We start from the raw sequence: 19,536 nt of genomic DNA on the forward strand, positions 1-19,536 counted from the left end.
CTCGAGCTGACGGGGTTCTGCGACCAATGCGGGAAGTACCGCGCCCACGGCAACCATTACAGGTGCAGTAAGACCCGACAGGCCATTAACGAGCGACGTCGGGCCGAAGAAGCTCTGTCAGGAAAAGCTTCGAGGCCCAAAAGAGGTGCCAGCTTGTTCTGGTTGCTCCGTCAGGACTGATCAATAGCGCTTAGCTCGAAAACAACGCAGCACGGGAAGCCAGGGACGGCCTTCCCTCCCGCCGGGTTCCGGTGGGGCTATTCATAGATTGCATGGAGAAGCATATGGCAGATGGCGTAGAGGCCCGCGGAAATTCGGTACGGGTCTATTTTCGTTTTAATGGCGAGTTGTGCCGGGAGCTTGTGCCCGGTGGTAATACGGCGGCAAACCGTGAGCATGCGGCGCGCCTGGTGAACATCATCGAATACGAGATACAGGCCGGTACCTTCGATTACAGTCGGCACTTCCCTAACTCGGCAAAACTGGTCGAGAACACCTTCGGTCACTACTTGGACCTGTGGCTAAAAATCAAAGCCAACAGTGTGGCCGCCACTTCCTACAGGGGCTATGTCAATAAGGCAGAAGTGCATGTTCGGCCGCGCTGGGGAAAGGTTCAGATCGACCAAATCGACCATTTGGATTTGCAGGAGTGGGTGCAGGACACGCTTTCGACTCGGCTGAAGAACAAAACCATCCGAGACATCATCTGCAACGTGCGGCAGATCTTCAGGCTGTACCGCACTCGTAAGAAGGTTGCTCACGACCCAACAGAGGGCCTATTCGTCCGCCTGCCCGATCCTGAAGCGCCGGATCCGTTCACCAGGGCGGAAATCAAACAGATCCTTGAGACGTCGACCAGCCGTACGCAAGAGTTGTTGATGGTGCAGTTCATGATTTGGGCGGGGCCGAGGGTTTCAGAGACCATTGCTTTGGCGTGGGAGGATGTCGATTTGGAGCAAGGGACGGTGACGTTTCGCCGATCGAAGGTGCGTGGGGCTTATCGGGTGACGAAAACTCGGCGTTCGACGCGAAAGGTACGGTTGCTGGAGCCGGCGTGGGATGCGCTGCGCAAGATCAATGCAATGAACCAGGACAAGCAACCGGAGACAGTCGATATCGTCGAACGGGACAACAAGACAGTACGGCAGCACAAATTGCACTTTGTGTTTTTGAATACCAAAAGCGGCTTGCCACACGTCAGTGATTTCGTTGTACGGGATCGGTTTTTCAAGGCTCATTTGAATGCGGCCGGGGTTCGGTACCGAGGGCCGGGGCAGTGTCGGCACACTTATGCTAGCCAGCTACTGACCACGGGGGTGGCTTCGATTGATTGGATCGCGGAACAGATGGGGCATACGAATGGAAACATGATTCGACAGCATTATGGTACTTGGATCAATGAGGACGGCCCGGATGTGATTGGGATGCTGCAGCACGCACTAGATCTGTAGCATGACCCATAGCTGATGGAATCCGATGGTTAAATCTTATCCCCCGTTGCTAAAAACTCACATGAGTGCAACGATAAAGGCCTATTGCCCCCCCCCCCCCCACTTCATGCCAACGCTGTGCTCAGACACCTTCCTTGCAAAGAACGGATTCCATTTATGAATGTAGCCACACCAGAGGTAAATGTTTTTGATAGTATTTTATTGAAAACAAAAAAAATAATAATATTCGCATGGAGTAGCCTGAGTTGGTCCCTACCGATAAAACTAATTATAGGTGCGCTTTTAGGAGCATTAGGCGGCTCTAGCATACTTGGACTACTAAGCGAGTATGCCACTTATTTTTATGCAATATCCTATGGCGTTAGACCCCCCATAGAAGGCATACCATATTTAAAAGCAAGCGTAACATTGATAAACCTTGCGTTCTTGATTTCTGGATCATTGATATATTGTTTAACTATCCTGGTATTCAAAATATTCGCAAAACTCAATAACTGGACCAGCTATCTAGTCAAATGGAGACCAAACAGTAGAATTCCGCGATTACTTATGACTTTCAATCCCGACCTCAGTGAGTACTTCAAGAACAAGCCTTGGTGGCTGGGCTGGGCAGCCGCAATAGCAACCGGCACAATCATTTATAGCATATTTTTTATCATCACTTACCCTCAAAATCTTACAAAAATCCGCCCTGACATTCTTAATACTGCCATTATATCCTACTCTATATTCGCCGCTTTCGCCTTTATCACGCTGATAAGACCATCCACAATAAAATGGATAGCCTTGATAACCACAGCCATCTACTTTTCCGCATGGGTCGTATTTCTATTCAATCCGAACTATTACTCAAACCTTCTGAGACTTGTTGGCTACGGCGGAGGAATCCCGGTTACAATAGAACTGATAGATAGTACGTCCTCTAAGAACAATCTTGATAAGAAACTTTACCTCATCATACGAAGCACCGAAGCTTTCATTCTATTGAATGATTCAACAAATCAATTCATTGAAATACCAAAAAATCAAATAAAAATGATTAAACATGACACTGGAGGTTTGGATTATCTCCTGCCTTATCTTCCTACCATCGATCAACAGATTCAGCGATCGAGAGAGGCAGAATCCACACCAGCAGACTCTGGTGGCTAGCGCCTCTTCGATAGGCATCACAGAAGCCTCGACAACGCGTTAGAAACGGACCACTAGCGCGCCCACATTGGCATCACCATTCCCATATTGTTCCCATATCGCCCTTTTCCAGACACCAAAAACCACAAACCCCCGACTTTCTCTAGGAAAATCAGGGGTTTGTGTTTGCAGAATATGGCGGTGAAGGAGAGATTCGAACTCTCGATACAGTTTCCTGTATACACACTTTCCAGGCGTGCTCCTTAAGCCACTCGGACACTTCACCGTATCTCGGCAAACTGTTCAGTCTGTCGAGGCGCGCTAATGTAGTCGAAAGCATTTCCGATGGCAAAGGTTTTTTTCAGAATTTTCATGCGGTTAAGCTTGGTCGAGCATTTCAAACGCGCCTGGGCATGGCAAACCGGCCAATCTCCGGGGCTGTATAGGCAATGCTCTATAGATGAAGGCTTGGCGGAATGGGCGGGCCAGGGTGTTTGCGAAGCCTGGGGCTGACCGGTGAGTCAGTCACGGCGCTTTACCTGGCCTGCGGCGGTGGGTAACGTCTGCGACACTTCTCTTACAAGGAATAGCGTCATGAGCAACTTGATTGCCTACCATCTCGAAGACGGTATCGCGACCCTGACCTTGAACAACGGCAAGGTCAATGCCATCTCGCCAGATGTGATTGCCGCGTTCAACGCTGCGCTGGACCAGGCGACGGCGGATCGGGCGGTGGTGATCATTACCGGACAGCCGGGGATTCTGTCGGGTGGCTACGATCTGAAGGTGATGACCGCCGGTCCAAAGGAAGCGGTGAGCCTGGTCACGGCCGGTTCGACGCTGGCCCGCCGCCTGTTGTCGCACCCCTTCCCTGTCGTTGTCGCTTGCCCGGGGCATGCGGTGGCCAAGGGTGCTTTCCTGCTTTTGTCTGCCGACTACCGCATTGGTGTGGAAGGGCCGTTCAGTATTGGCCTGAACGAAGTGCAGATCGGCATGACCATGCACCACGCCGGTATCGAGCTGGCCCGTGATCGCCTGCGCAAGTCGGCGTTTCACCGCTCGGTGATCAATGCCGAGATGTTCAATCCCCAGGGCGCTGTGGATGCGGGTTTCCTCGACAAGGTGGTGTCGGCCGAGGAACTGCAAGGCGCGGCCCTGGAAGCGGCGCGTCAGTTGAAGAAAATCAACATGTCCGCCCATAAGAACACCAAGCTGAAAGTCCGCAAGGCTCTGCTGGAGACGTTGGACAGTGCGATTTTGCTGGACCAAGAGCATATGGGCTGACATTTAAAGTCACTCAAGGCTCACCGGATCATTGTGGCGAGGGACCTTTCTACCTCGCCACAGGTTCTGCCCCCTTAAGCTGGGCTTTTTCCTACATACAGAGATTAAAAATCCGCAACCGCTCTAGGCCGCTTCTGTCGTGCCATGTGGAAACATGCGCTTAAACATCGTCCATCTCCTACGTCTACAGGGGCAATTGCCGAAAACAGTGCACATCCGTACACTGCGCCACCTTTTGTCCCGATAGGGCCCGTAGATGCTGTTTGTATTGCGTATGTTGTTGATGGGCCTGCATTTTGTACTGGCGGGTGTGCTTGGAGTGATTCTGGGCCTGTGCCGGCCGTTCAATCCGGACAACAGCCGTTTATGCGCAAGATTGTACGCATTGCCGGCGATGTGCATTTTGCGCTTGCGGGTCCGGACGCAGGTCGACTCGCTGGTGAATAAGCCCAACGGCTGCGTCATCATCGCCAACCACCAATCCAACTATGACCTCTTCATGTTCGGCAATGTGGTGCCGCGCCGTACCGTGTGCATCGGCAAGAAGAGCCTGAAATGGGTGCCGCTGTTCGGGCAGTTGTTCTGGCTGGCCGGCAACGTGTTGATCGACCGCGGCAACGCGATCAAGGCACGACAGTCGATGCTGACCACCACCCATACGTTGCAACACGAGGACACCTCGATCTGGGTTTTTCCGGAAGGCACGCGCAACCTGGGCGAGGACCTGCTGCCATTCAAGAAAGGCGCCTTCCAAATGGCAATCGCCGCCGGGGTCCCGATTATTCCGGTTTGCGTCAGCAGCTACATCAAACACATGCGCCTCAATCGCTGGCGCAGCGGTGACATCCTCATACGTTCATTGCCGGCGATTCCTACGGCCGGATTGAGTATGGATGACATGCCCAGGCTCATCGCCCAATGCCGTGAACAGATGCGCGAGTGCATCGCGACGATGGACCGGCAGTTGCAAGCCGCCTGAATGGAAACCCGCCCCCTCGGCGGGTTTTCTTTTGCCGCCGAACTCCGCAGATTTTGCTGACTCTCAAGCTACAGGGCGCGTTAAGCTGGACGCTGCCTGCCACAGCCATTTCCAATAAGAAGTGAACCACCATTATGGGTAGAGTCGTTGCTGCTGCGGTTTACAGCGCCGGTAAGAAAATCACCAACATCACCCTCGACGAAGGCAGCGCCTGGGCTGCCAAACCTGGTCATTTTGTGTGGATCGGTCTCGAAGAGCCCAGCACCCTGGAGCTGACCAACCTGCAGCGTCAATTCAACCTGCACGAATTGGCCATCGAAGACGCCATGGAGAAACACAGCCGGCCCAAGCTGGAGACCTTTGGCGATGCGCTGTTTATCGTCACGTATTCGCCGATACGCAAGGACGGCAAGCTGCAGTTCATCGAAACCCATATCTTTGCCGGCAAGGGCTACATCATCACCGCCCGCAACGGCCACTCCGCGTCCTACGCCCACGTCCGGCAACGCTGTGAGGCGCGTCCTATCCTGCTGGAGCACGGCGAAGATTTCGTGCTCTACGCCATCCTCGATTTCGTGATCGAAAACTACCAACCGGTGGGTGAGGCCATTCACGCCGAAATCGATGAGCTGGAGCGCAACGTGCTGTGCAGCGCCCTGAATGAGCGAGACATCCAGAACCTGCATAGCTTGCGCCGCGATGTATTGCGCCTGCGTCGTTACGCGGCGCCCATGGTGGAGATCAGCGAGGAGCTGCAGCGGCTGGACTTCCCCTTTATCGACAAGAACATGGGGCCGTATTTCCGCGACGTGCAGATCCACGTCACACGGCAAATGGAAGACTTGGCCACCTTGGCGGACATCGCCAGCCAGACCATTGAAATCGGGGTGCTGCTGGAAGCTTCCCGCCAGAGCGTGGTGCAGCGAAAGTTTGCAGCGTGGGCGGCGATTCTGGCATTCCCCACCGCAGTGGCCGGGATCTACGGGATGAACTTCGAGAACATGCCGGAGTTGACCTGGCACTACGGCTACTTTCTGGTGCTCGGATTCATCGGGGTGGGATGTACGGCTTTGTGGGCGAGTTTCAAGCGGTCGGGTTGGTTGTAGACCTGTTCTCTTGGGGAGCTCGCGATGACAGCGGCGCATCCGACATCGACGCCAACTGATCCACTGCTATCGCGAGCAGACTCGCTCCCACATTAGAGAGGGGTGATCGTTAGCCTTGGGTGGCTTCGGCCTGCGGCTTGTGAGCGACGAAACGCATCATCCACTCCGCCACTGTGCTGCCGTGGTGCTCGTGGGCAAGGCTCGCCACGCCCTGGCTGTAGATCTGCTCGCCGAGGTGCTGCTGGCGAATCTCCAGCAACGCCCGGGAATAATCGTGGATGAACTCTGGGTGACCCTGGAAGCACAGCACCTGGTCGTTGATGTGGTAGGCGGCAAACGGGCAGAAATCGCTGGAGGCAATGACCGTCGCGTTTTCGGGCAATTCGGTGACCTGGTCCTGATGGCTGATCAGCAAGGTCAGTTCTTCCATCACCGGGCTCATCCACGGCGCCTTGGCGGCGAGTTTGTAGCGATGGGTGCCTACGCCCCAGCCTTGGATGGCGCGTTCGGTCTTGCCACCCAGCAACAGCGCCAGCAGTTGATGACCAAAACACACGCCGAGCAATTTATCGCCCCGCTGGTAGCGCTCCAACAGATAGGTCTTGAGGGTTTGAATCCAAGGGTCGGTGCCGAAGGAATCAGCCTTGCTGCCGGTCACCAGATAAGCGTCGAACTGCTCGTCATCGCTGGGGTAATGCCCCTCCATCACGTTGTACACAACAAATTCGGCCGCAATGGGCTGCTGCGAAAACAGGCGCTGGAACATCTGCCCGTAACCCTGATATTGGTCGACCAGTTCCGGACGCAGGATATCGGTTTCCAGAATGCAGATGCGTAGCGACATAAAAAATACCTGACACGATGACGGGAATATTGCACACCCCAGAGCCTGCCCTGAAACACGGTCCCAAGGCAAGCCCCTTCCCGGGTCTGTCAGAACAGTTCGTGGCGGGCGGCTTTCTCCAACAACAAGGCAGGCGGGGAGAAGCGCTCGCCATATTGCTCGGCCAGATACTGGGCGCGACCGACAAAGTCTTGCAGGCCGTATTGGTTGATGAACTGCAACGCACCGCCAGTCCAGGCCGCGAAACCGATGCCGAAGATCGAGCCGATGTTGGCGTCGGCCGTCGACGTCAGCACCCCCTCCTCCATGCAGCGCACGGTTTCCAGGGCCTGGATGAACAGCAGGCGATCACGGATATCCTGGGGCGAAATCTGCCCATCGGCTTGCTCGAAGCGGCTCTTTAGCTGCGGCCACAGGTACTTTTGCCCATTGGCCGGGTAGTCATAGAAACCGGCACCAGCGGCCTTGCCCGGTCGCTTGTATTCGTTGACCAGCAAGTCGATCACGGCGAACGCCGGGTGCTCAATCGGCGTTTTCCCTTCTGCGCGCAGGTCCTTGGCAGTTTGCGCGCGGATATGGCTCATCAGGCTGAGGGAAACTTCGTCAGCGATCGCCAGAGGCCCGACCGGCATCCCGGCCTTGCGCGCCTCGGTCTCGATCATCGGCGCGCTCACGCCCTCGCCGAGCATGGCAATGCCCTCGTTGGTAAAGGTGCCGAATACCCGCGACGTGAAGAAACCGCGGCGGTCGTTGACCACAATCGGCGTCTTGTTGATCTGTAGGACAAAATCGAAACCCCGGGCCAAGGTCGCGTCACTGGTGCGTGCGCCCTTGATGATCTCCACCAGGGGCATTTTCTCCACCGGGCTGAAGAAGTGCAGGCCGATGAACTTCGTCGGGTCTGGCACAACCATGGCCAGGCCGGTGATGGGCAAGGTCGAGGTGTTGGAAGCGATTACCGCATCATCGCCCACCACCGCCTGGGCAGCGGCCGACACGCTGGCTTTCAGGGCGCGATCTTCGAACACCGCTTCGATGACCAGGTCGCAGCCGGCCAAGTCAGCGTTGCTGTCGGTGGGGTGAATCCGCGCCAGCGTGGCTTCGCGCTGCTCGGCGGTGAGTTGGCCGCGGGCGACCTTTTTATCCAGCAATGCCGCCGAACGGGCCTTGCCCTTCTCGGCCGCCGCCAGATCGACATCCTTGAGTACAACTGCGACGCCGGCCACGGCGCTGACGTAGGCAATACCCGCCCCCATCATGCCCGCACCGAGCACGCCGACTTTTTTCGTCAGATAAGGCGCCAGACCTTGTGGGCGAGAGCCGCCAGCCTTGATCTCGTTGAGCTGGAACCAGAAGGTGCCGATCAGGTTCTTCGCCACCTGGCCGGTGGTCAGTTCGGTGAAGTAGCGGGTTTCGATCAGGTGCGCGGTGTCGAAATCAACCTGGGCGCCCTCCACCGCTGCGCAGAGGATTTTCTCCGGTGCAGGCAGACAACCCTGGGTCTTGTTGCTCAGGATCGAAGGGGCGATTGCCAGCATTTGCGCGACTTTCGGGTCAGACGGCGTGCCGCCGGGCAGTCGATAGCCCTTTGCATCCCAGGGTTGGATGACGCTGGGGTTGGCAAGAATCCAGGCCCTGGACTTGGCAAGCAGTTCGTCACGATCCTTCGCCAGCTCATCGATCAAACCGGCCTGTAGCGCTTGTTGCGCAGTGACCTTCTTGCCCTCGAGCAGATACGGCAAGGCCTTTTCCAAACCGAGCAGGCGCACCATCCGCACCACCCCGCCGCCGCCCGGCAACAGGCCAAGCGTGACCTCCGGCAAGCCGAGCTGCACCGACGGCAAGTCCAGGGCCACACGATGATGGCAGGCCAGGCAGATTTCCCAACCACCGCCGAGGGCCGCGCCATTGATGGCCGCCACCACGGGTTTGCCTAGGGTCTCCAAGGCTCGCAGTTGCGCTTTAAGCAGCAGGACCCTGTCGTAGAAAGCCTTGGCCTCGGGCTTGCCGACCTTGATCAATTCGTTGAGGTCACCGCCTGCGAAGAAGGTGTGCTTGGCCGAGGTGATGATCACACCGGCAATCGAGTCCTTTTCAGCCTGCAAGCGGGCGACGCAGGCGGCCATGGCCTCACGGTAGACCGCGTTCATGGTGTTGGCGCTCTGGCCCGGCATGTCCAGGGTCAGGACGACGATCCGGTCCTGGCCGATTTCGTAGCGGATGGCATCGGTCATGAAGAAGTGTTCCTTGAAGTCGGGGCTCAGAGGCGTTCGATGACGGTGGCAATGCCCATGCCACCGCCGACACAGAGGGTCGCCAGGCCATAACGCAGGCGACGCGCCTCCAACTCGTCGAGCAGCGTGCCAAGGATGGCGCAGCCGGTGGCGCCCAAGGGATGCCCCATGGCGATGGAACCACCGTTGACGTTGACCTTGGCGGGGTCGATGACCATGTCCTTGATGAACTTGAGCACCACCGAGGCGAAGGCTTCGTTGACTTCGAACAGGTCGATGTCCTCCACCCGCAAGCCGGCCTTTGCCAGGGCCTTGCGGGTGGCCGGCGCCGGGCCGGTGAGCATGATGGTCGGGCCGGTACTGGTGACGGCCGTGGCGACGATCCGCGCCCGGGGTTGCAGGCCCATGGCGCGCCCCTTGGCTTCGGAACCGATCAACATCAGCGCCGCCCCATCGACGATGCCGGAACTGTTGCCCGGCGTGTGCACATGATGGATGCGTTCGACATGGCTGTAGACCCTTAGCGCCGTGCCGTCGAAGCCCGTCTGGCCCATGGCTTCGAAACTCGGCTTGAGCTTGCCCAGGCCTTCGAGCGTGGAGTCGGCGCGGATGAATTCGTCATGGTCCAGCAGCACGATGCCATTCTGGTCCCGCACGGTGACCAGGGATTTATCGAACGAACCGTCAGCCCGGGCCCGTGCCGCTTTTTGCTGGGAATGCAGCGCGTAGCGGTCAACGTCCTCGCGGCTGAAGCCTTCCAGAGTGGCAATCAGGTCGGCACCGATGCCCTGGGGAACGAAGTGACCGTGCAGGTTGGATTGCGGGTCCAGCGCCCACGCACCGCCATCGCTGCCCATGGGCACCCGGGACATGGATTCGACGCCGCCAGCCACCACCAGGTCTTCGAAGCCGGAACGCACTTTCATGGCCGCCAGGTTCACTGCCTCCAGGCCCGAGGCGCAAAACCGATTGAGTTGCACACCCGCCACGCTGACGTCCCAATTGGCCACCAGCGCAGCGGTCTTGGCGATATCGGCCCCCTGTTCACCCACCGGGGTCACGCAACCGAGCACGATGTCATCGACCTGGCTGGTGTCCAGATCCATACGCTGCTGCAAGGCGCTGAGCAGGCCACCCATCAGGTTCACCGGCTTGACGCTGTGCAACGCGCCATCGGCCTTGCCCTTGCCACGAGGCGTGCGTAATGCGTCAAAAATCAAAGCTTGGGTCATGGCATCCTCGAACCACGGGGGGGTAATGCGATGCCTCCAACCATAAGCCCAGCGGCGCCGGATTCAATGACCACAGTGCTCAATGGCGTTGACGGCCACGCTCAGACGAACGGTAGCGAGCTATCGGGTTAACCGATTCAGGAGGGCAAGCTGTCTAGCAAAAGGGCCGGCAGGAAGGTGGCAATAGGCCTCATACCTTTTTTAGAGCAACCTGTGCCAAGCTGATATGAATTGGATCTAAGCCAAGGCCGCCAAGGCCCCTAATGTAATCCTTGTACAAGAAAGTCGTCGGGTTTTGCCGAGACGCTTGTCGAACAGGAAGTGCAACGCCAGCCGCCATGGATATGCAGGCTGGCTTTTAGGAAATAACAATAAAGGCGGGTCAGCCATGTTCAAACATTCGAAAGTTCGCCAAGCCGGACTCATTCTCTTTGCCACGACGCTGCTGTTGATCTTGCCGAATATCACCAAGGTGATTGGCTGAATCCTGCGCGAGGGCATCTGCATCATCCATTAGTTGTGTCGCCAAAAAATGTGACGGGTTCTCTGTTCGAGTCGCGATGGCTGTGCCAACCTTTGCGGCCCCCCTCGACATGGAAGGCGATCAACTTGAAAGCTCTTATTGTGTTCGGGGCGTTGCTGCTCAGCACGCCCCTTTTTGCCGCTCAACTGGTGCTGGAGTTGGGCGCGAGCACGCGCACCTGGCAAACCGAAGAACTGCTCAAGCACCCGGACGCTCAAACGGTCCAGATTGCTGATGACGTTTCCTACAAGAAACCCATGAGCTATCGAGCCGTGCCGCTGACGTCACTGTTGACGGGCATCCAGCCGGAAGACCACTTGCAGGCCGTTGCCCTGGACGGCTTCGCAGCCGAAATGCCTGCGGCGCCACTACTCGACAAGAGTGGGGCCCGGGCCTGGCTAGCGATCGAGGACCCGGCCAAGCCCTGGCCGTCGCTGGGGGAAGGCAAGCCCAGTGCCGGGCCTTTCTACCTGGTCTGGACCGATCCGCAGGCTGGCCACATCAGCCCGGAGCAATGGCCCTACGCGGTGGCCACCATCAAGCGCCTGTCGGCCGTGGCCGAACGCTTTCCGGCCCTGCTGCCGGCGCCCAACCTGGCCAAGGACGACCCGATCAATAAAGGTTTCGCGCTGTTCCAGAAAAATTGCCTGGCGTGCCATCGGCTCAATGGCGCAGGCGATGCACAGTTCGGCCCTGACCTGAACATGCCCTTCAACCCGACCGAATACTTCGCCGGGGACTTTCTCAAGCGCTACATTCGCGACCCGCAAGCGCTGCGTCGCTGGCCCCAAGGCAAGATGCCCGGGTTCTCGGCTGCGGTGCTGCCGGATTCGGAGCTGGATTTGCTGGTGGGTTATTTGAAGCATATGGCAGGGCGCAAGCTGCCATTGGCCCCGTGATAGTGTTTTTGTGGCGAGAGCGTTTGCTCCCGCGGGGCTGCGCAGCAGCCCCTTAAAAAGCTTGCGAGCACTTCGCACTCGAGCGGGGAGCAAGCTCCCCTCGCCACAGAAACTCCCCCCGTCGGAGGATTACTGTCGTTGCACCGTGATCACCGGCGCCGGTGGCACGACCAGCTTGGCGTGCATCTGCTCGCAACCGCCACCGCGACGCATGCCTCGCACCGGGCAGGCGTCCAGGTAATCCAGGCCCACGGCCAGCTTCAGGTGGCGCTCCGGACGGGCCAGTTGGTTGGTCACGTCGAAGCTGTACCAGGCGTCGTCAAGCCAGGCCTCCGCCCAGGCATGGCTTGCCAGGTGTTCGCTCTCCTCGCTGAACAGATACCCCGAGACATACCGCGCTGGCACGCCCAGGCTACGCGCGCAGGCCAGGAAGGCGTGGGTATGGTCCTGGCACACTCCGCTGCGACCGGCAAAAGCCTGGGCCGCACTGGTTTCGATTGCCGTGGTGCCAGGGGTGAAGATCATGTGCTGGTTCAGCCCATGCATCAGGTCGATCAGCGCCGTGCGATCGCGACGCTGCTGGCATTGCTGCGCGGCGAAGGTTCGAAGGGCTTCGTCCGCTTCCGTTAGCCGGGTGAAGCGCAGGAACGGCAGCGCCGACTGGCTTTCATGCTCGGCTTCTCGCAACGGATCGATATCCACCTGCCCACGGGCGCCGATGATGACTGTTTCGTGGGGTTCGTCCAAGGTCAGTACGTGAAGGATATTGCCGAACGGGTCCAGCTGCGCACGCACCGGCCGGGGCAAATCCAGTTGCCAGCTCAGCACATGCTGGCGTTCGCTGTCGTGGGGTGTCAGGCGCAGGTATTGGATGCTGGCGCGAACCTGGTCTTCATAGTGGTAGGCCGTTTCGTGGCTGATCGAGAGTCTCATATGACCTCCAGATAGGAACTGTGAATGGCGTTGCCCAGTTCACGGACCCGTGGGATGAATTCGGTGAGCCAGGCATGCAGGCCCCCGTCGAGGATTTCGTTGATGCCGGTGTAGCGCAGGCGTGCGTCCATTTCCGCCGCCAGCCGTTGTGCCTGCCGACCGTTGGTGCCCGGCAGGCTCGCGAGGATCTGGTTGATTTCTTCGGTGCAGGCGCGCAGCGAACGCGGCACATCGGCGCGCAACAGCAGCAACTCAGCCACATGGCGAGCGCCCGGGGCATCACGGTATATCTCGGTATAAGCCTCGAAGGACGACAAGGCCCGCAACAAGGCGCTCCATTGGTAATACGCGTGGGCCGTGCCATCGCTGACCGCGTTGGCCTGGTCACCGGCCATTTCGTAGCGGGCGTCGAGCAAGCGCAGGGTGTTGTCGGCCCTTTCGATGAAGGTCCCCAGGCGAATGAAGCGGAACGCGTCGTTGCGCATGATGGTGCCGTAGGTTGCGCCGCGAAACAGGTGGGATCGCTCCTTGATCCACTCACAGAAACGGCTCATGCCGTAGCGATTCAAGCCTTGCTCGGCGATACCGCGAATTTCCAGCCAGGTGGCGTTGATGTTCTCCCACATGTCGGCGGTGATTCGCCCACGTACCGCGTGGGCACTGGCCCGCGCGGCACCGAGGCAGCTGTAGATACTGGCCGGGTTGGCCGCTTCCAGGGCAAAGAAATGCAGCAGGCGCTCGGCGTGCAGGTCGCCGTGTCGCTCCCGATAATCATCCAGCGTGCCGGTGATCAACAATGGCATGGCCAGCTCATGCAGGCCGTTGCCACGCCCGTCCTGGGGCATCAGTGACAACGAATAGCTGATATCGAGCATCCGCGCGAGGTTTTCCGCCCGCTCCAGGTAGCGCGACATCCAGTACAGGTCCGAGGCGGTTCTACTTAACATGGCAGCTCCTCAATCCTCGACCACCCAAGTGTCCTTGGTACCGCCACCCTGGGATGAGTTCACCACCAGGGAGCCTTCGCGCAGCGCCACCCGCGTCAGTCCGCCAGGGACCACACGGGTCTCGCGGCCGGCCAGCACAAACGGACGCAAGTCGATGTGGCGCGGGGCGATGCCGTTTTCGACAAAGGTCGGGCAGGTCGAGAGCGACAGCGTCGGCTGGGCGATGTACGCGTGTGGCTTGGCCTTGATCCGTTCACGAAAGGCGTCGATTTGCGCCGTCGTCGCGGCCGGCCCCACCAGCATTCCATAACCGCCCGACCCTTGGGTTTCCTTGACCACCAGGTCGGGAAGATTCGCCAGTACGTGGGAAAGCTCAGCAGGATTGCGGCACTGCCATGTCGGAACGTTCTTCAGGATCGGCTCTTCGTCCAGGTAAAAACGGATCATGTCGGTGACGAATGGGTACACCGACTTGTCGTCGGCCACGCCCGTGCCGATGGCGTTGGCCAGCACCACGTTGCCGGAACGGTAGGAGGACAACAGGCCCGGTACGCCGAGCATCGAATCCGGATTGAAGGCCAGTGGATCAAGGAACGCGTCGTCGAGGCGACGATAGATCACGTCCACCGCCTTCGGCCCATCGGTGGTGCGCATGAACACGTTGTCATCCCGTACGAACAGATCGGCGCCTTCCACCAACTCCACGCCCATCTCCCGGGCCAGGAACGCGTGCTCGAAGAATGCGCTGTTGAAACGCCCCGGCGTCAGCACCACGACACTGGGGTCGTCCAGCGGGCTGGAGCTTTTCAAGGTATCGAGCAGCAGGTTCGGGTAGTGGTCGATGGGGGCGATGCGCTGGGCGGCGAAGAGTTCGGGGAACAGGCGCATCATCATCTTGCGGTCTTCGAGCATGTAGCTGACGCCACTGGGGGTCCGCAGATTGTCTTCGAGCACGTAGTAGGTGCCGTCACCGTCGCGTACCAGGTCGACACCGCAAATGTGAGCATAGATGTCACGGTGCAGGTCAAGCCCTTGCATCGCCAGTTGGTACTGCTCGTTGGCCAGCACCTGCTCGGCGGGAATGATGCCGGCCCGGATGATCCGTTGTTCGTGGTAGAGGTCGGCCAGGAACATGTTCAGCGCCTTGACCCGCTGGATGCAGCCGCGTTCGACCACCCGCCATTCACTGGCCGGGATGCTGCGCGGGATCGTGTCAAAGGGGATCAGGCGCTCGGTGCCCTGTTCGTCGCCGTAGAGCGTGAACGTAATGCCGGCACGATGAAACAACAGGTCGGCTTCGCGCCTGCGTTGCGCCAGCAGCTCGTCAGGCGTGTCGGCCAACCAGCGGGCAAACGCCTGGTAGTGCGGGCGGACCTGGCCGTGGGCATCGTACATTTCATCAAAACCGCTGCGGATCATGCCGTACTCCTTGTCACCCTCGCAGCAAGGCTTCGCAAGCCCCGTGCCATCGGCATAAACGCTTTATGATCAACGGGTTGGAATCTCCGCTGACAGGTCGCGCACTTTTACGGTGCAGCAAATGCCCCCATCCCGCTGTTCCCCGCTTCATTGCGACGCAGGCCGTCGCTCTGCTGAGCATAGTCTCGGAAAAACGACGCAGCTTGATCTGGATACAGTTAGGTACAAAACGTGGGGAAGTGATTGTGGTGTGTCAGCGGGTAATCATTTTGAGAGTGCCGCCGCCATCGCGAGCAAGCTCGGCTCCCACAGGCGTTCTCGATTAGCTCACAGACATGAAAACGGCCGACACAAAGGTCAGCCGTTGCTGTGGTTGCGGGGAGTGCTTGTCAGGCCTGAAAGCGCCGGATCTCTTGCTTGACGCCCCAGCCCTCGATCACGCCCCCCAGGGGTTCGACGACGGCCTCGAAGTCTTGCTCGAAGTCGCCAATATCATCGTAAGTGGCGTACATCACCCGGCTCAGTTCCAACGACCAAGCCCCGTCGTCCCGTGCACTGATCTGCGCGTTCAACGATTCGCCCCGAAAATGACCTGCCGCCCTGCGCGCCCGCTCCTCGTCCGGGAAAATGGCGTAGAACTCAATGGGATGGAATCGGGAAAAATCGAAACCGCCTTCTTTCATGCGGCGCAATACGCTGGTGCTGATGTCTTCTTGATAGGCTGTGCTCATGAAACGTCCTCCTAAAACCGATGGATAGACTTTCCGTCTTCCCGTGCATGAAGCCCTCAGGCTGCAAGCGATACGGCATCAAAATGACCGTCGGGACACAAGCATGTAGCTGACAAGACCGGACCTTGGCGATCCTTTCGCTGATCTCAATTGCAGAGTAGCCGCAAGTGGCAGTCGCTGCCAAGCGAGACCAGGCACCGTTTCATGAAATCGGTGTAATGCTGATGATTTCGATACTGTGCTGGGACTTGAGGTTCTTGACGGTGGGATCTTCAGTGCGACCTTCCAGGTCGTTGAGATCCAGTTGGGCAGAAACAGGCAGCATTTTTTCGCGAATCAGTTGTGCAGCCTGCTCCATCGTAGGCTCCTGCTCGTAGTCGAACTGCTCGGCGATGGCTTCGCCATGATCATCCACGAAAGTGATTTCCCACTTTTGCATCGGTGTCTCCTTGATCAATTCAGGGCCTGGCTTACCTTTATCTCGACATTGAGGTCCGGACAATCGTTCCGCCGGGCGTCTGGACGGCACACATGAAAAGACCGCCTCGGGGGGCGGTCTCTCTTGTGCTGCCTCGGCCGACTATTTTTCGGCGCGTTCCCTCAGGGCCTTGAGGGTGTTGAACGGCGCATCCACCACGAACTTGTTCGCCAGCCAGGATGGCACGTCCCCCCCCGGCTCGGTGTGCACTTGATAAACGACTTCGATCTGGTCCGCGCCTTTTGGCGTGAATGTCCAGAAGCCTTCGACCTGGGCCACTCGCACGAAATCTTTTTCTTCAGGCAGGTACTTGGGCATGCCCTTGAGCTTGCGGGTCAGGCTACCATCGGCGCCCTCCTCGGTGGTGATTTCCAGCACCGAGTCCCGAGGCGTCACCGGCCATGGCGTATTGAACTGAGTGTAGGTCCAGCTCTGATTGCCTTCGTGCTTGAGCAATTTCTGGCTCTTGCATTCATGAATCCAGGCACAGGCGCCGACGACATCTTCCTGCAAGGCCCGAAGCTTGGCCATGGTGGTTTTCATCACCGTCACGCCGCGATAGGCCTTGTATTTGGAGCCCGCCACCTCACTGAGGGAAACCTTGATACCGTCCTGCTCCTTGGCAACCTGCCAGTCCTCTGCCTGGGCGGTGGCCGTTGCCAGCAACACGGTCAACCCACACAACACAGCCATACGATGCAGCGAACCCATAGTTCTTTTCCTTATTGTCCAAGTTCGTTCAGTTAGGAGCCGTTCATTGACTCATTACGCTGCCGTGATTTGCTCCCACCAACCGATCAGCCGGATGGCCTCTTCACTGCTGCTGCCGCAAACCTCGATGTCGGCTTCGAACGCCGAGCACACCGCCGGGCGCTCCGGCTGGCCGAAGATCCGGCACAGGTTATCGACCGACAATTGCACGCAACGTTCTCCCGCCGGCTTGCCTTGGGGCATGCCCGGGATAGGTGAACTGATGGAAGGGGCGATGCAACAGGCGCCACAGCCTTCACGGCATTTCATGACGACAACATCCTCACGACAGGTAATGGTTAGTAACAGAACACAGAGTAACGGCTAAAACACTCGTTTTAAATTACCGTCTGCGTGTTTTTTTGCCCACGGCGGGATGACCGAATGGTCAGCGACGAACTGCAGGCCTGCCGAAAGTTTATTGCTTGAATTCGAAATCCAGCGCTGCGCCTTCCACCTCATTGCGCTCCTGATTGCGCAGTGGCAGCTGCATTTCATTGCTCAACAGGCGGCCATTGAGCTGGAACGGTCCGGGTTTCTCTCCAAACATTGACGGCAAGAGCGGCTCCCGCTTGGGCAACGGCACCTTACCCGGTGGCTGCAGTTCCTCGACCATGTCATGGGGCAGGCTCAGGTCCAGCTTGGCCGGCGGCAATGGAGTCTTGGCGACCTCGCGGGCTGACTTGCTCTTGGAAGCAATGGGGGCGCGCTTTTTTTTCTTCGCCGCAGCCGCCTTTTTGACGGCCGGCTTCTGGGTCACTGCGGCTTTTTTCGGCGCAGTCTTCGTGGCCCCGACAGCCGGTTTTTCCTGCGCCGGGGCCGCCACGGCGACACCTCCCATCGGGAAGACGCTCAACAGGCCGATCAAAACCCAGGCAACAGGAACAATGGCTTTCATAGACACAACGGCACTGACGGCAGAGATCCACCATGCTCGCCTGATAATGAGGCGCTGACAAGCACATCAAGCTAAGCCGCTGATTCCTATAGAAACCCGCTGGCCGTTTCTTGGCACAATTGCGTTGCCAACAACCCCAACGTCATCAAGGCTCGCTCTGCCTCACGGTTCCAGGGTGTACCGCAGTTCAGGCGAATACAGTGGTTGAACTGCTCGGTGTTACTGAAAATCAGCCCGGGCGCGATGCTGATGCCTTGTTGCAACGCCCGCACATGCAACTCCTGGGTATTGACCCGCCCCGGCAGGCTGACCCACAGGATGAAGCCTCCAGTGGGACGACTCATCTGCGTGCCTTCGGGGAAGTACTGCTGCACCGCCAGTTGAAAGGCGCTGAGGTTCTTGCGGTACTCCTGGCGGATATAGCGCAAGTGCCGGTCATAGCCGCCGTTTTCCAGGTACGCGGCAATGCCCATCTGCGTGACGCTGCACGCCGAATGCGTACTGAAGGTCTGGAGCCGTTGGATTTCCTGCTGGAATTTCCCCGCGATCATCCAACCGATGCGCACACCCGGCGACAACGTCTTGGAAAAACTCGAGCAGTAGATGACCCGGTCCAGCCGGTCGTAGGCCTTGAGGGCCTTGGTGCGCCCCTGCTCGAACATCAACTCGCCATAGATATCGTCCTCGACGACCTGGATGTCGAAGTCCGACGCCAGGCGCAGCAGTTGCTTCTGCCGCTCTTCCGGCATGGTGCCACCGAGGGGATTGCTCAGGCGCGTGGTCAGCACCAGCGCTTTGATCGACCACTGGTTGGCCGCCAACTGCAAGGCCTCCAGGCTCATGCCGGTGACCGGGTCGCTGGGGATCTCGATGACCTTGAGGCCCAATAGATCCGCCAGTTGCAGCAGGCCGTAATAGGTGGGCGACTCGGCGGCGATCAAGTCCCCCGGCCGCGTCAGCACCCGCAAGGACATCTGCAGCGCATCGACGCAGCCGTGGGTGATCACTACCTCGGAAGGGTCCACCACGACGCCGGCATCGCGCATGCGAATCGCCACTTGGCGGCGCAACGGCTCGAAACCCGGGCTGAACATGTAGCTGAACGCCCGCGGGCTGTGGAAGCGTGTGACCTTGGCCAGTTGCTGATGCAAGGCCCGGACAGGCAGATAGTCGACGCTCGGCACCGCCGCGCCTAGGGGGAACACCCCTTCGCGGCGCGACTCGACCAATACCTGCTGGATGATGCTGCTGCGCGTCACCAGCCCCGGGCGCTCGACCCGGGCAATGTCCGGCGTCGGTGCCGTCAGGGCCGGCGTCTGGTGCACGTAGTAACCCGATTGCGGCCGCGCACGAATCAGCCCCTGGTCTTCAAGGTTCGCGTAGGCCTGCAACACCGTGGCGTGGCTGACGTTGAGCTGCGAGCTCATCTTGCGCACCGACGGCACGCGTTCACCGGGCTGATACACACCACGCCGGATGTCTTCAGCCAGCTGTTGAGCAATACGTTGATAGAGCAAGAGGTTGGTCATGACGCAGCACTCGATTTCACAGGCATTTTATTCTTGTCGGAAACGATACCGGAACAGTTTAGAAGTGTACTGGGACAGTTGCCAGATTACTCGACAGTACAGTGGAGTGACAGCTCTAACTGTACTCGTCGCCCATCGATTGCAGGGCCAAAAAAACCCGGCGCCTTT

At 58.6% G+C, this 19,536-nt stretch carries 18 protein-coding genes and 1 tRNA gene; 6 read left to right on the forward strand and 13 right to left on the reverse strand.

From position 1 onward, the window contains the following. Nucleotides 1–284 precede the first annotated feature (284 nt). Both ACMTA2_RS23545 and ACMTA2_RS23550 read left to right on the forward strand, forming a co-directional pair. The gene (locus ACMTA2_RS23545; protein ID WP_413791992.1) at nt 285–1,451 is read left to right on the forward strand and encodes an Arm DNA-binding domain-containing protein; all 1,167 of its coding nucleotides are present in this window, start codon (nt 285–287) and stop codon (nt 1,449–1,451) included. A 156-nt stretch (nt 1,452–1,607) separates the two neighbouring features. Continuing rightward, on the forward strand, nt 1,608–2,603 hold the full coding sequence (locus tag ACMTA2_RS23550; RefSeq protein WP_413791993.1) for a hypothetical protein: 996 nt from the start codon (nt 1,608–1,610) through the stop codon (nt 2,601–2,603). 175 nt (nt 2,604–2,778) lie between these two features. Here ACMTA2_RS23550 and ACMTA2_RS23555 read toward each other — a convergent pair. Then, a tRNA-Ser gene (locus ACMTA2_RS23555) sits at nt 2,779–2,868 on the reverse strand. 308 nt (nt 2,869–3,176) lie between these two features. Here ACMTA2_RS23555 and ACMTA2_RS23560 point away from each other — a divergent pair. From ACMTA2_RS23560 to ACMTA2_RS23570, 3 genes are all read left to right on the forward strand, one after another. Then, nucleotides 3,177–3,866, forward strand: a complete 690-nt coding sequence (locus tag ACMTA2_RS23560) for a crotonase/enoyl-CoA hydratase family protein (protein WP_413791994.1) — start codon at nt 3,177–3,179, stop codon at nt 3,864–3,866. A 256-nt stretch (nt 3,867–4,122) separates the two neighbouring features. Continuing rightward, complete coding sequence (locus tag ACMTA2_RS23565; protein WP_413791995.1) at nt 4,123–4,845, forward strand: 1-acylglycerol-3-phosphate O-acyltransferase; 723 nt, start codon at nt 4,123–4,125, stop codon at nt 4,843–4,845. Nucleotides 4,846–4,979: 134 nt separating this feature from the next. Further along, entirely contained in the window at nt 4,980–5,951 is a 972-nt protein-coding gene (locus tag ACMTA2_RS23570; protein WP_413791996.1) for a magnesium and cobalt transport protein CorA, read from the forward strand. Nucleotides 5,952–6,060: 109 nt separating this feature from the next. On the opposite strand, the gene ACMTA2_RS23575 is transcribed toward ACMTA2_RS23570, so the two are convergent. The 3 genes from ACMTA2_RS23575 to ACMTA2_RS23585 all read right to left on the reverse strand — a co-directional run bounded on the left by ACMTA2_RS23575 (nt 6,061) and on the right by ACMTA2_RS23585 (nt 10,261). After that, on the reverse strand, nt 6,061–6,795 hold the full coding sequence (locus ACMTA2_RS23575; protein ID WP_413791997.1) for an amidotransferase: 735 nt from the start codon (nt 6,793–6,795) through the stop codon (nt 6,061–6,063). An 89-nt stretch (nt 6,796–6,884) separates the two neighbouring features. Further along, nucleotides 6,885–9,029 carry a 3-hydroxyacyl-CoA dehydrogenase NAD-binding domain-containing protein gene (locus ACMTA2_RS23580; RefSeq protein ID WP_413791998.1) on the reverse strand — a complete coding sequence of 715 codons (2,145 nt, stop codon included), beginning with the start codon at nt 9,027–9,029 and terminating at the stop codon, nt 6,885–6,887. A 26-nt stretch (nt 9,030–9,055) separates the two neighbouring features. Continuing rightward, nucleotides 9,056–10,261 (reverse strand): acetyl-CoA C-acetyltransferase, encoded by a 1,206-nt coding sequence (locus tag ACMTA2_RS23585; protein ID WP_413791999.1) that lies wholly within the window; start codon nt 10,259–10,261, stop codon nt 9,056–9,058. Between the two features lie 609 nt (nt 10,262–10,870). Here ACMTA2_RS23585 and ACMTA2_RS23590 point away from each other — a divergent pair. Then, on the forward strand, nt 10,871–11,683 hold the full coding sequence (locus ACMTA2_RS23590) for a c-type cytochrome (protein ID WP_413792000.1): 813 nt from the start codon (nt 10,871–10,873) through the stop codon (nt 11,681–11,683). A gap of 129 nt (nt 11,684–11,812) precedes the next feature. On the opposite strand, the gene ACMTA2_RS23595 is transcribed toward ACMTA2_RS23590, so the two are convergent. The 9 genes from ACMTA2_RS23595 to ACMTA2_RS23635 form a co-directional block, all read right to left on the reverse strand. After that, nucleotides 11,813–12,616 carry a transglutaminase family protein gene (locus ACMTA2_RS23595; RefSeq protein WP_413792001.1) on the reverse strand — a complete coding sequence of 268 codons (804 nt, stop codon included), beginning with the start codon at nt 12,614–12,616 and terminating at the stop codon, nt 11,813–11,815. Beyond that, nucleotides 12,613–13,563 (reverse strand): alpha-E domain-containing protein, encoded by a 951-nt coding sequence (locus ACMTA2_RS23600; RefSeq protein ID WP_413792002.1) that lies wholly within the window; start codon nt 13,561–13,563, stop codon nt 12,613–12,615. Before ACMTA2_RS23600 ends, ACMTA2_RS23595 begins: the two co-directional genes overlap by 4 nt. 9 nt (nt 13,564–13,572) lie before the next feature. After that, the gene (locus ACMTA2_RS23605; protein ID WP_413792003.1) at nt 13,573–14,982 is read right to left on the reverse strand and encodes a circularly permuted type 2 ATP-grasp protein; all 1,410 of its coding nucleotides are present in this window, start codon (nt 14,980–14,982) and stop codon (nt 13,573–13,575) included. Nucleotides 14,983–15,371: 389 nt separating this feature from the next. Beyond that, complete coding sequence (locus ACMTA2_RS23610; RefSeq protein WP_413792004.1) at nt 15,372–15,713, reverse strand: ribonuclease E inhibitor RraB; 342 nt, start codon at nt 15,711–15,713, stop codon at nt 15,372–15,374. A 202-nt stretch (nt 15,714–15,915) separates the two neighbouring features. After that, nucleotides 15,916–16,152: a hypothetical protein gene (locus ACMTA2_RS23615; protein WP_413792005.1), complete on the reverse strand. Its 237-nt coding sequence runs from the start codon at nt 16,150–16,152 to the stop codon at nt 15,916–15,918. A gap of 141 nt (nt 16,153–16,293) precedes the next feature. Next, on the reverse strand, nt 16,294–16,902 hold the full coding sequence (locus ACMTA2_RS23620) for an START domain-containing protein (RefSeq protein ID WP_413792006.1): 609 nt from the start codon (nt 16,900–16,902) through the stop codon (nt 16,294–16,296). Nucleotides 16,903–16,956: 54 nt separating this feature from the next. Further along, nucleotides 16,957–17,211, reverse strand: a complete 255-nt coding sequence (locus ACMTA2_RS23625; RefSeq protein WP_413792007.1) for a YkgJ family cysteine cluster protein — start codon at nt 17,209–17,211, stop codon at nt 16,957–16,959. Nucleotides 17,212–17,359: 148 nt separating this feature from the next. Next, nucleotides 17,360–17,839 (reverse strand): translation initiation factor 2, encoded by a 480-nt coding sequence (locus ACMTA2_RS23630; RefSeq protein WP_413792008.1) that lies wholly within the window; start codon nt 17,837–17,839, stop codon nt 17,360–17,362. Between the two features lie 86 nt (nt 17,840–17,925). After that, nucleotides 17,926–19,368 carry an aminotransferase-like domain-containing protein gene (locus tag ACMTA2_RS23635; RefSeq protein ID WP_413792009.1) on the reverse strand — a complete coding sequence of 481 codons (1,443 nt, stop codon included), beginning with the start codon at nt 19,366–19,368 and terminating at the stop codon, nt 17,926–17,928. Nucleotides 19,369–19,536: the final 168 nt, after the last annotated feature.

This window comes from Pseudomonas medicaginis, from assembly GCF_965119365.1.
Classification (GTDB): domain Bacteria; phylum Pseudomonadota; class Gammaproteobacteria; order Pseudomonadales; family Pseudomonadaceae; genus Aquipseudomonas.

Excerpts from the sequence above, each read along its gene's own strand:
- ACMTA2_RS23545 (WP_413791992.1), top strand. The coding sequence starts at position 285 with ATGGCAGATGGCGTAGAGGCCCGCGGAAATTCGGTACGGGTCTATTTT.
- ACMTA2_RS23550 (WP_413791993.1), top strand. The coding sequence starts at position 1,608 with ATGAATGTAGCCACACCAGAGGTAAATGTTTTTGATAGTATTTTATTG.
- ACMTA2_RS23560 (WP_413791994.1), top strand. The coding sequence starts at position 3,177 with ATGAGCAACTTGATTGCCTACCATCTCGAAGACGGTATCGCGACCCTG.
- ACMTA2_RS23565 (WP_413791995.1), top strand. The coding sequence starts at position 4,123 with ATGCTGTTTGTATTGCGTATGTTGTTGATGGGCCTGCATTTTGTACTG.
- ACMTA2_RS23570 (WP_413791996.1), top strand. The coding sequence starts at position 4,980 with ATGGGTAGAGTCGTTGCTGCTGCGGTTTACAGCGCCGGTAAGAAAATC.
- ACMTA2_RS23575 (WP_413791997.1), bottom strand. The coding sequence starts at position 6,795 with ATGTCGCTACGCATCTGCATTCTGGAAACCGATATCCTGCGTCCGGAA.
- ACMTA2_RS23580 (WP_413791998.1), bottom strand. The coding sequence starts at position 9,029 with ATGACCGATGCCATCCGCTACGAAATCGGCCAGGACCGGATCGTCGTC.
- ACMTA2_RS23585 (WP_413791999.1), bottom strand. The coding sequence starts at position 10,261 with ATGACCCAAGCTTTGATTTTTGACGCATTACGCACGCCTCGTGGCAAG.
- ACMTA2_RS23595 (WP_413792001.1), bottom strand. The coding sequence starts at position 12,616 with ATGAGACTCTCGATCAGCCACGAAACGGCCTACCACTATGAAGACCAG.
- ACMTA2_RS23600 (WP_413792002.1), bottom strand. The coding sequence starts at position 13,563 with ATGTTAAGTAGAACCGCCTCGGACCTGTACTGGATGTCGCGCTACCTG.
- ACMTA2_RS23605 (WP_413792003.1), bottom strand. The coding sequence starts at position 14,982 with ATGATCCGCAGCGGTTTTGATGAAATGTACGATGCCCACGGCCAGGTC.
- ACMTA2_RS23610 (WP_413792004.1), bottom strand. The coding sequence starts at position 15,713 with ATGAGCACAGCCTATCAAGAAGACATCAGCACCAGCGTATTGCGCCGC.
- ACMTA2_RS23615 (WP_413792005.1), bottom strand. The coding sequence starts at position 16,152 with ATGCAAAAGTGGGAAATCACTTTCGTGGATGATCATGGCGAAGCCATC.
- ACMTA2_RS23620 (WP_413792006.1), bottom strand. The coding sequence starts at position 16,902 with ATGGGTTCGCTGCATCGTATGGCTGTGTTGTGTGGGTTGACCGTGTTG.
- ACMTA2_RS23625 (WP_413792007.1), bottom strand. The coding sequence starts at position 17,211 with ATGAAATGCCGTGAAGGCTGTGGCGCCTGTTGCATCGCCCCTTCCATC.
- ACMTA2_RS23630 (WP_413792008.1), bottom strand. The coding sequence starts at position 17,839 with ATGAAAGCCATTGTTCCTGTTGCCTGGGTTTTGATCGGCCTGTTGAGC.
- ACMTA2_RS23635 (WP_413792009.1), bottom strand. The coding sequence starts at position 19,368 with ATGACCAACCTCTTGCTCTATCAACGTATTGCTCAACAGCTGGCTGAA.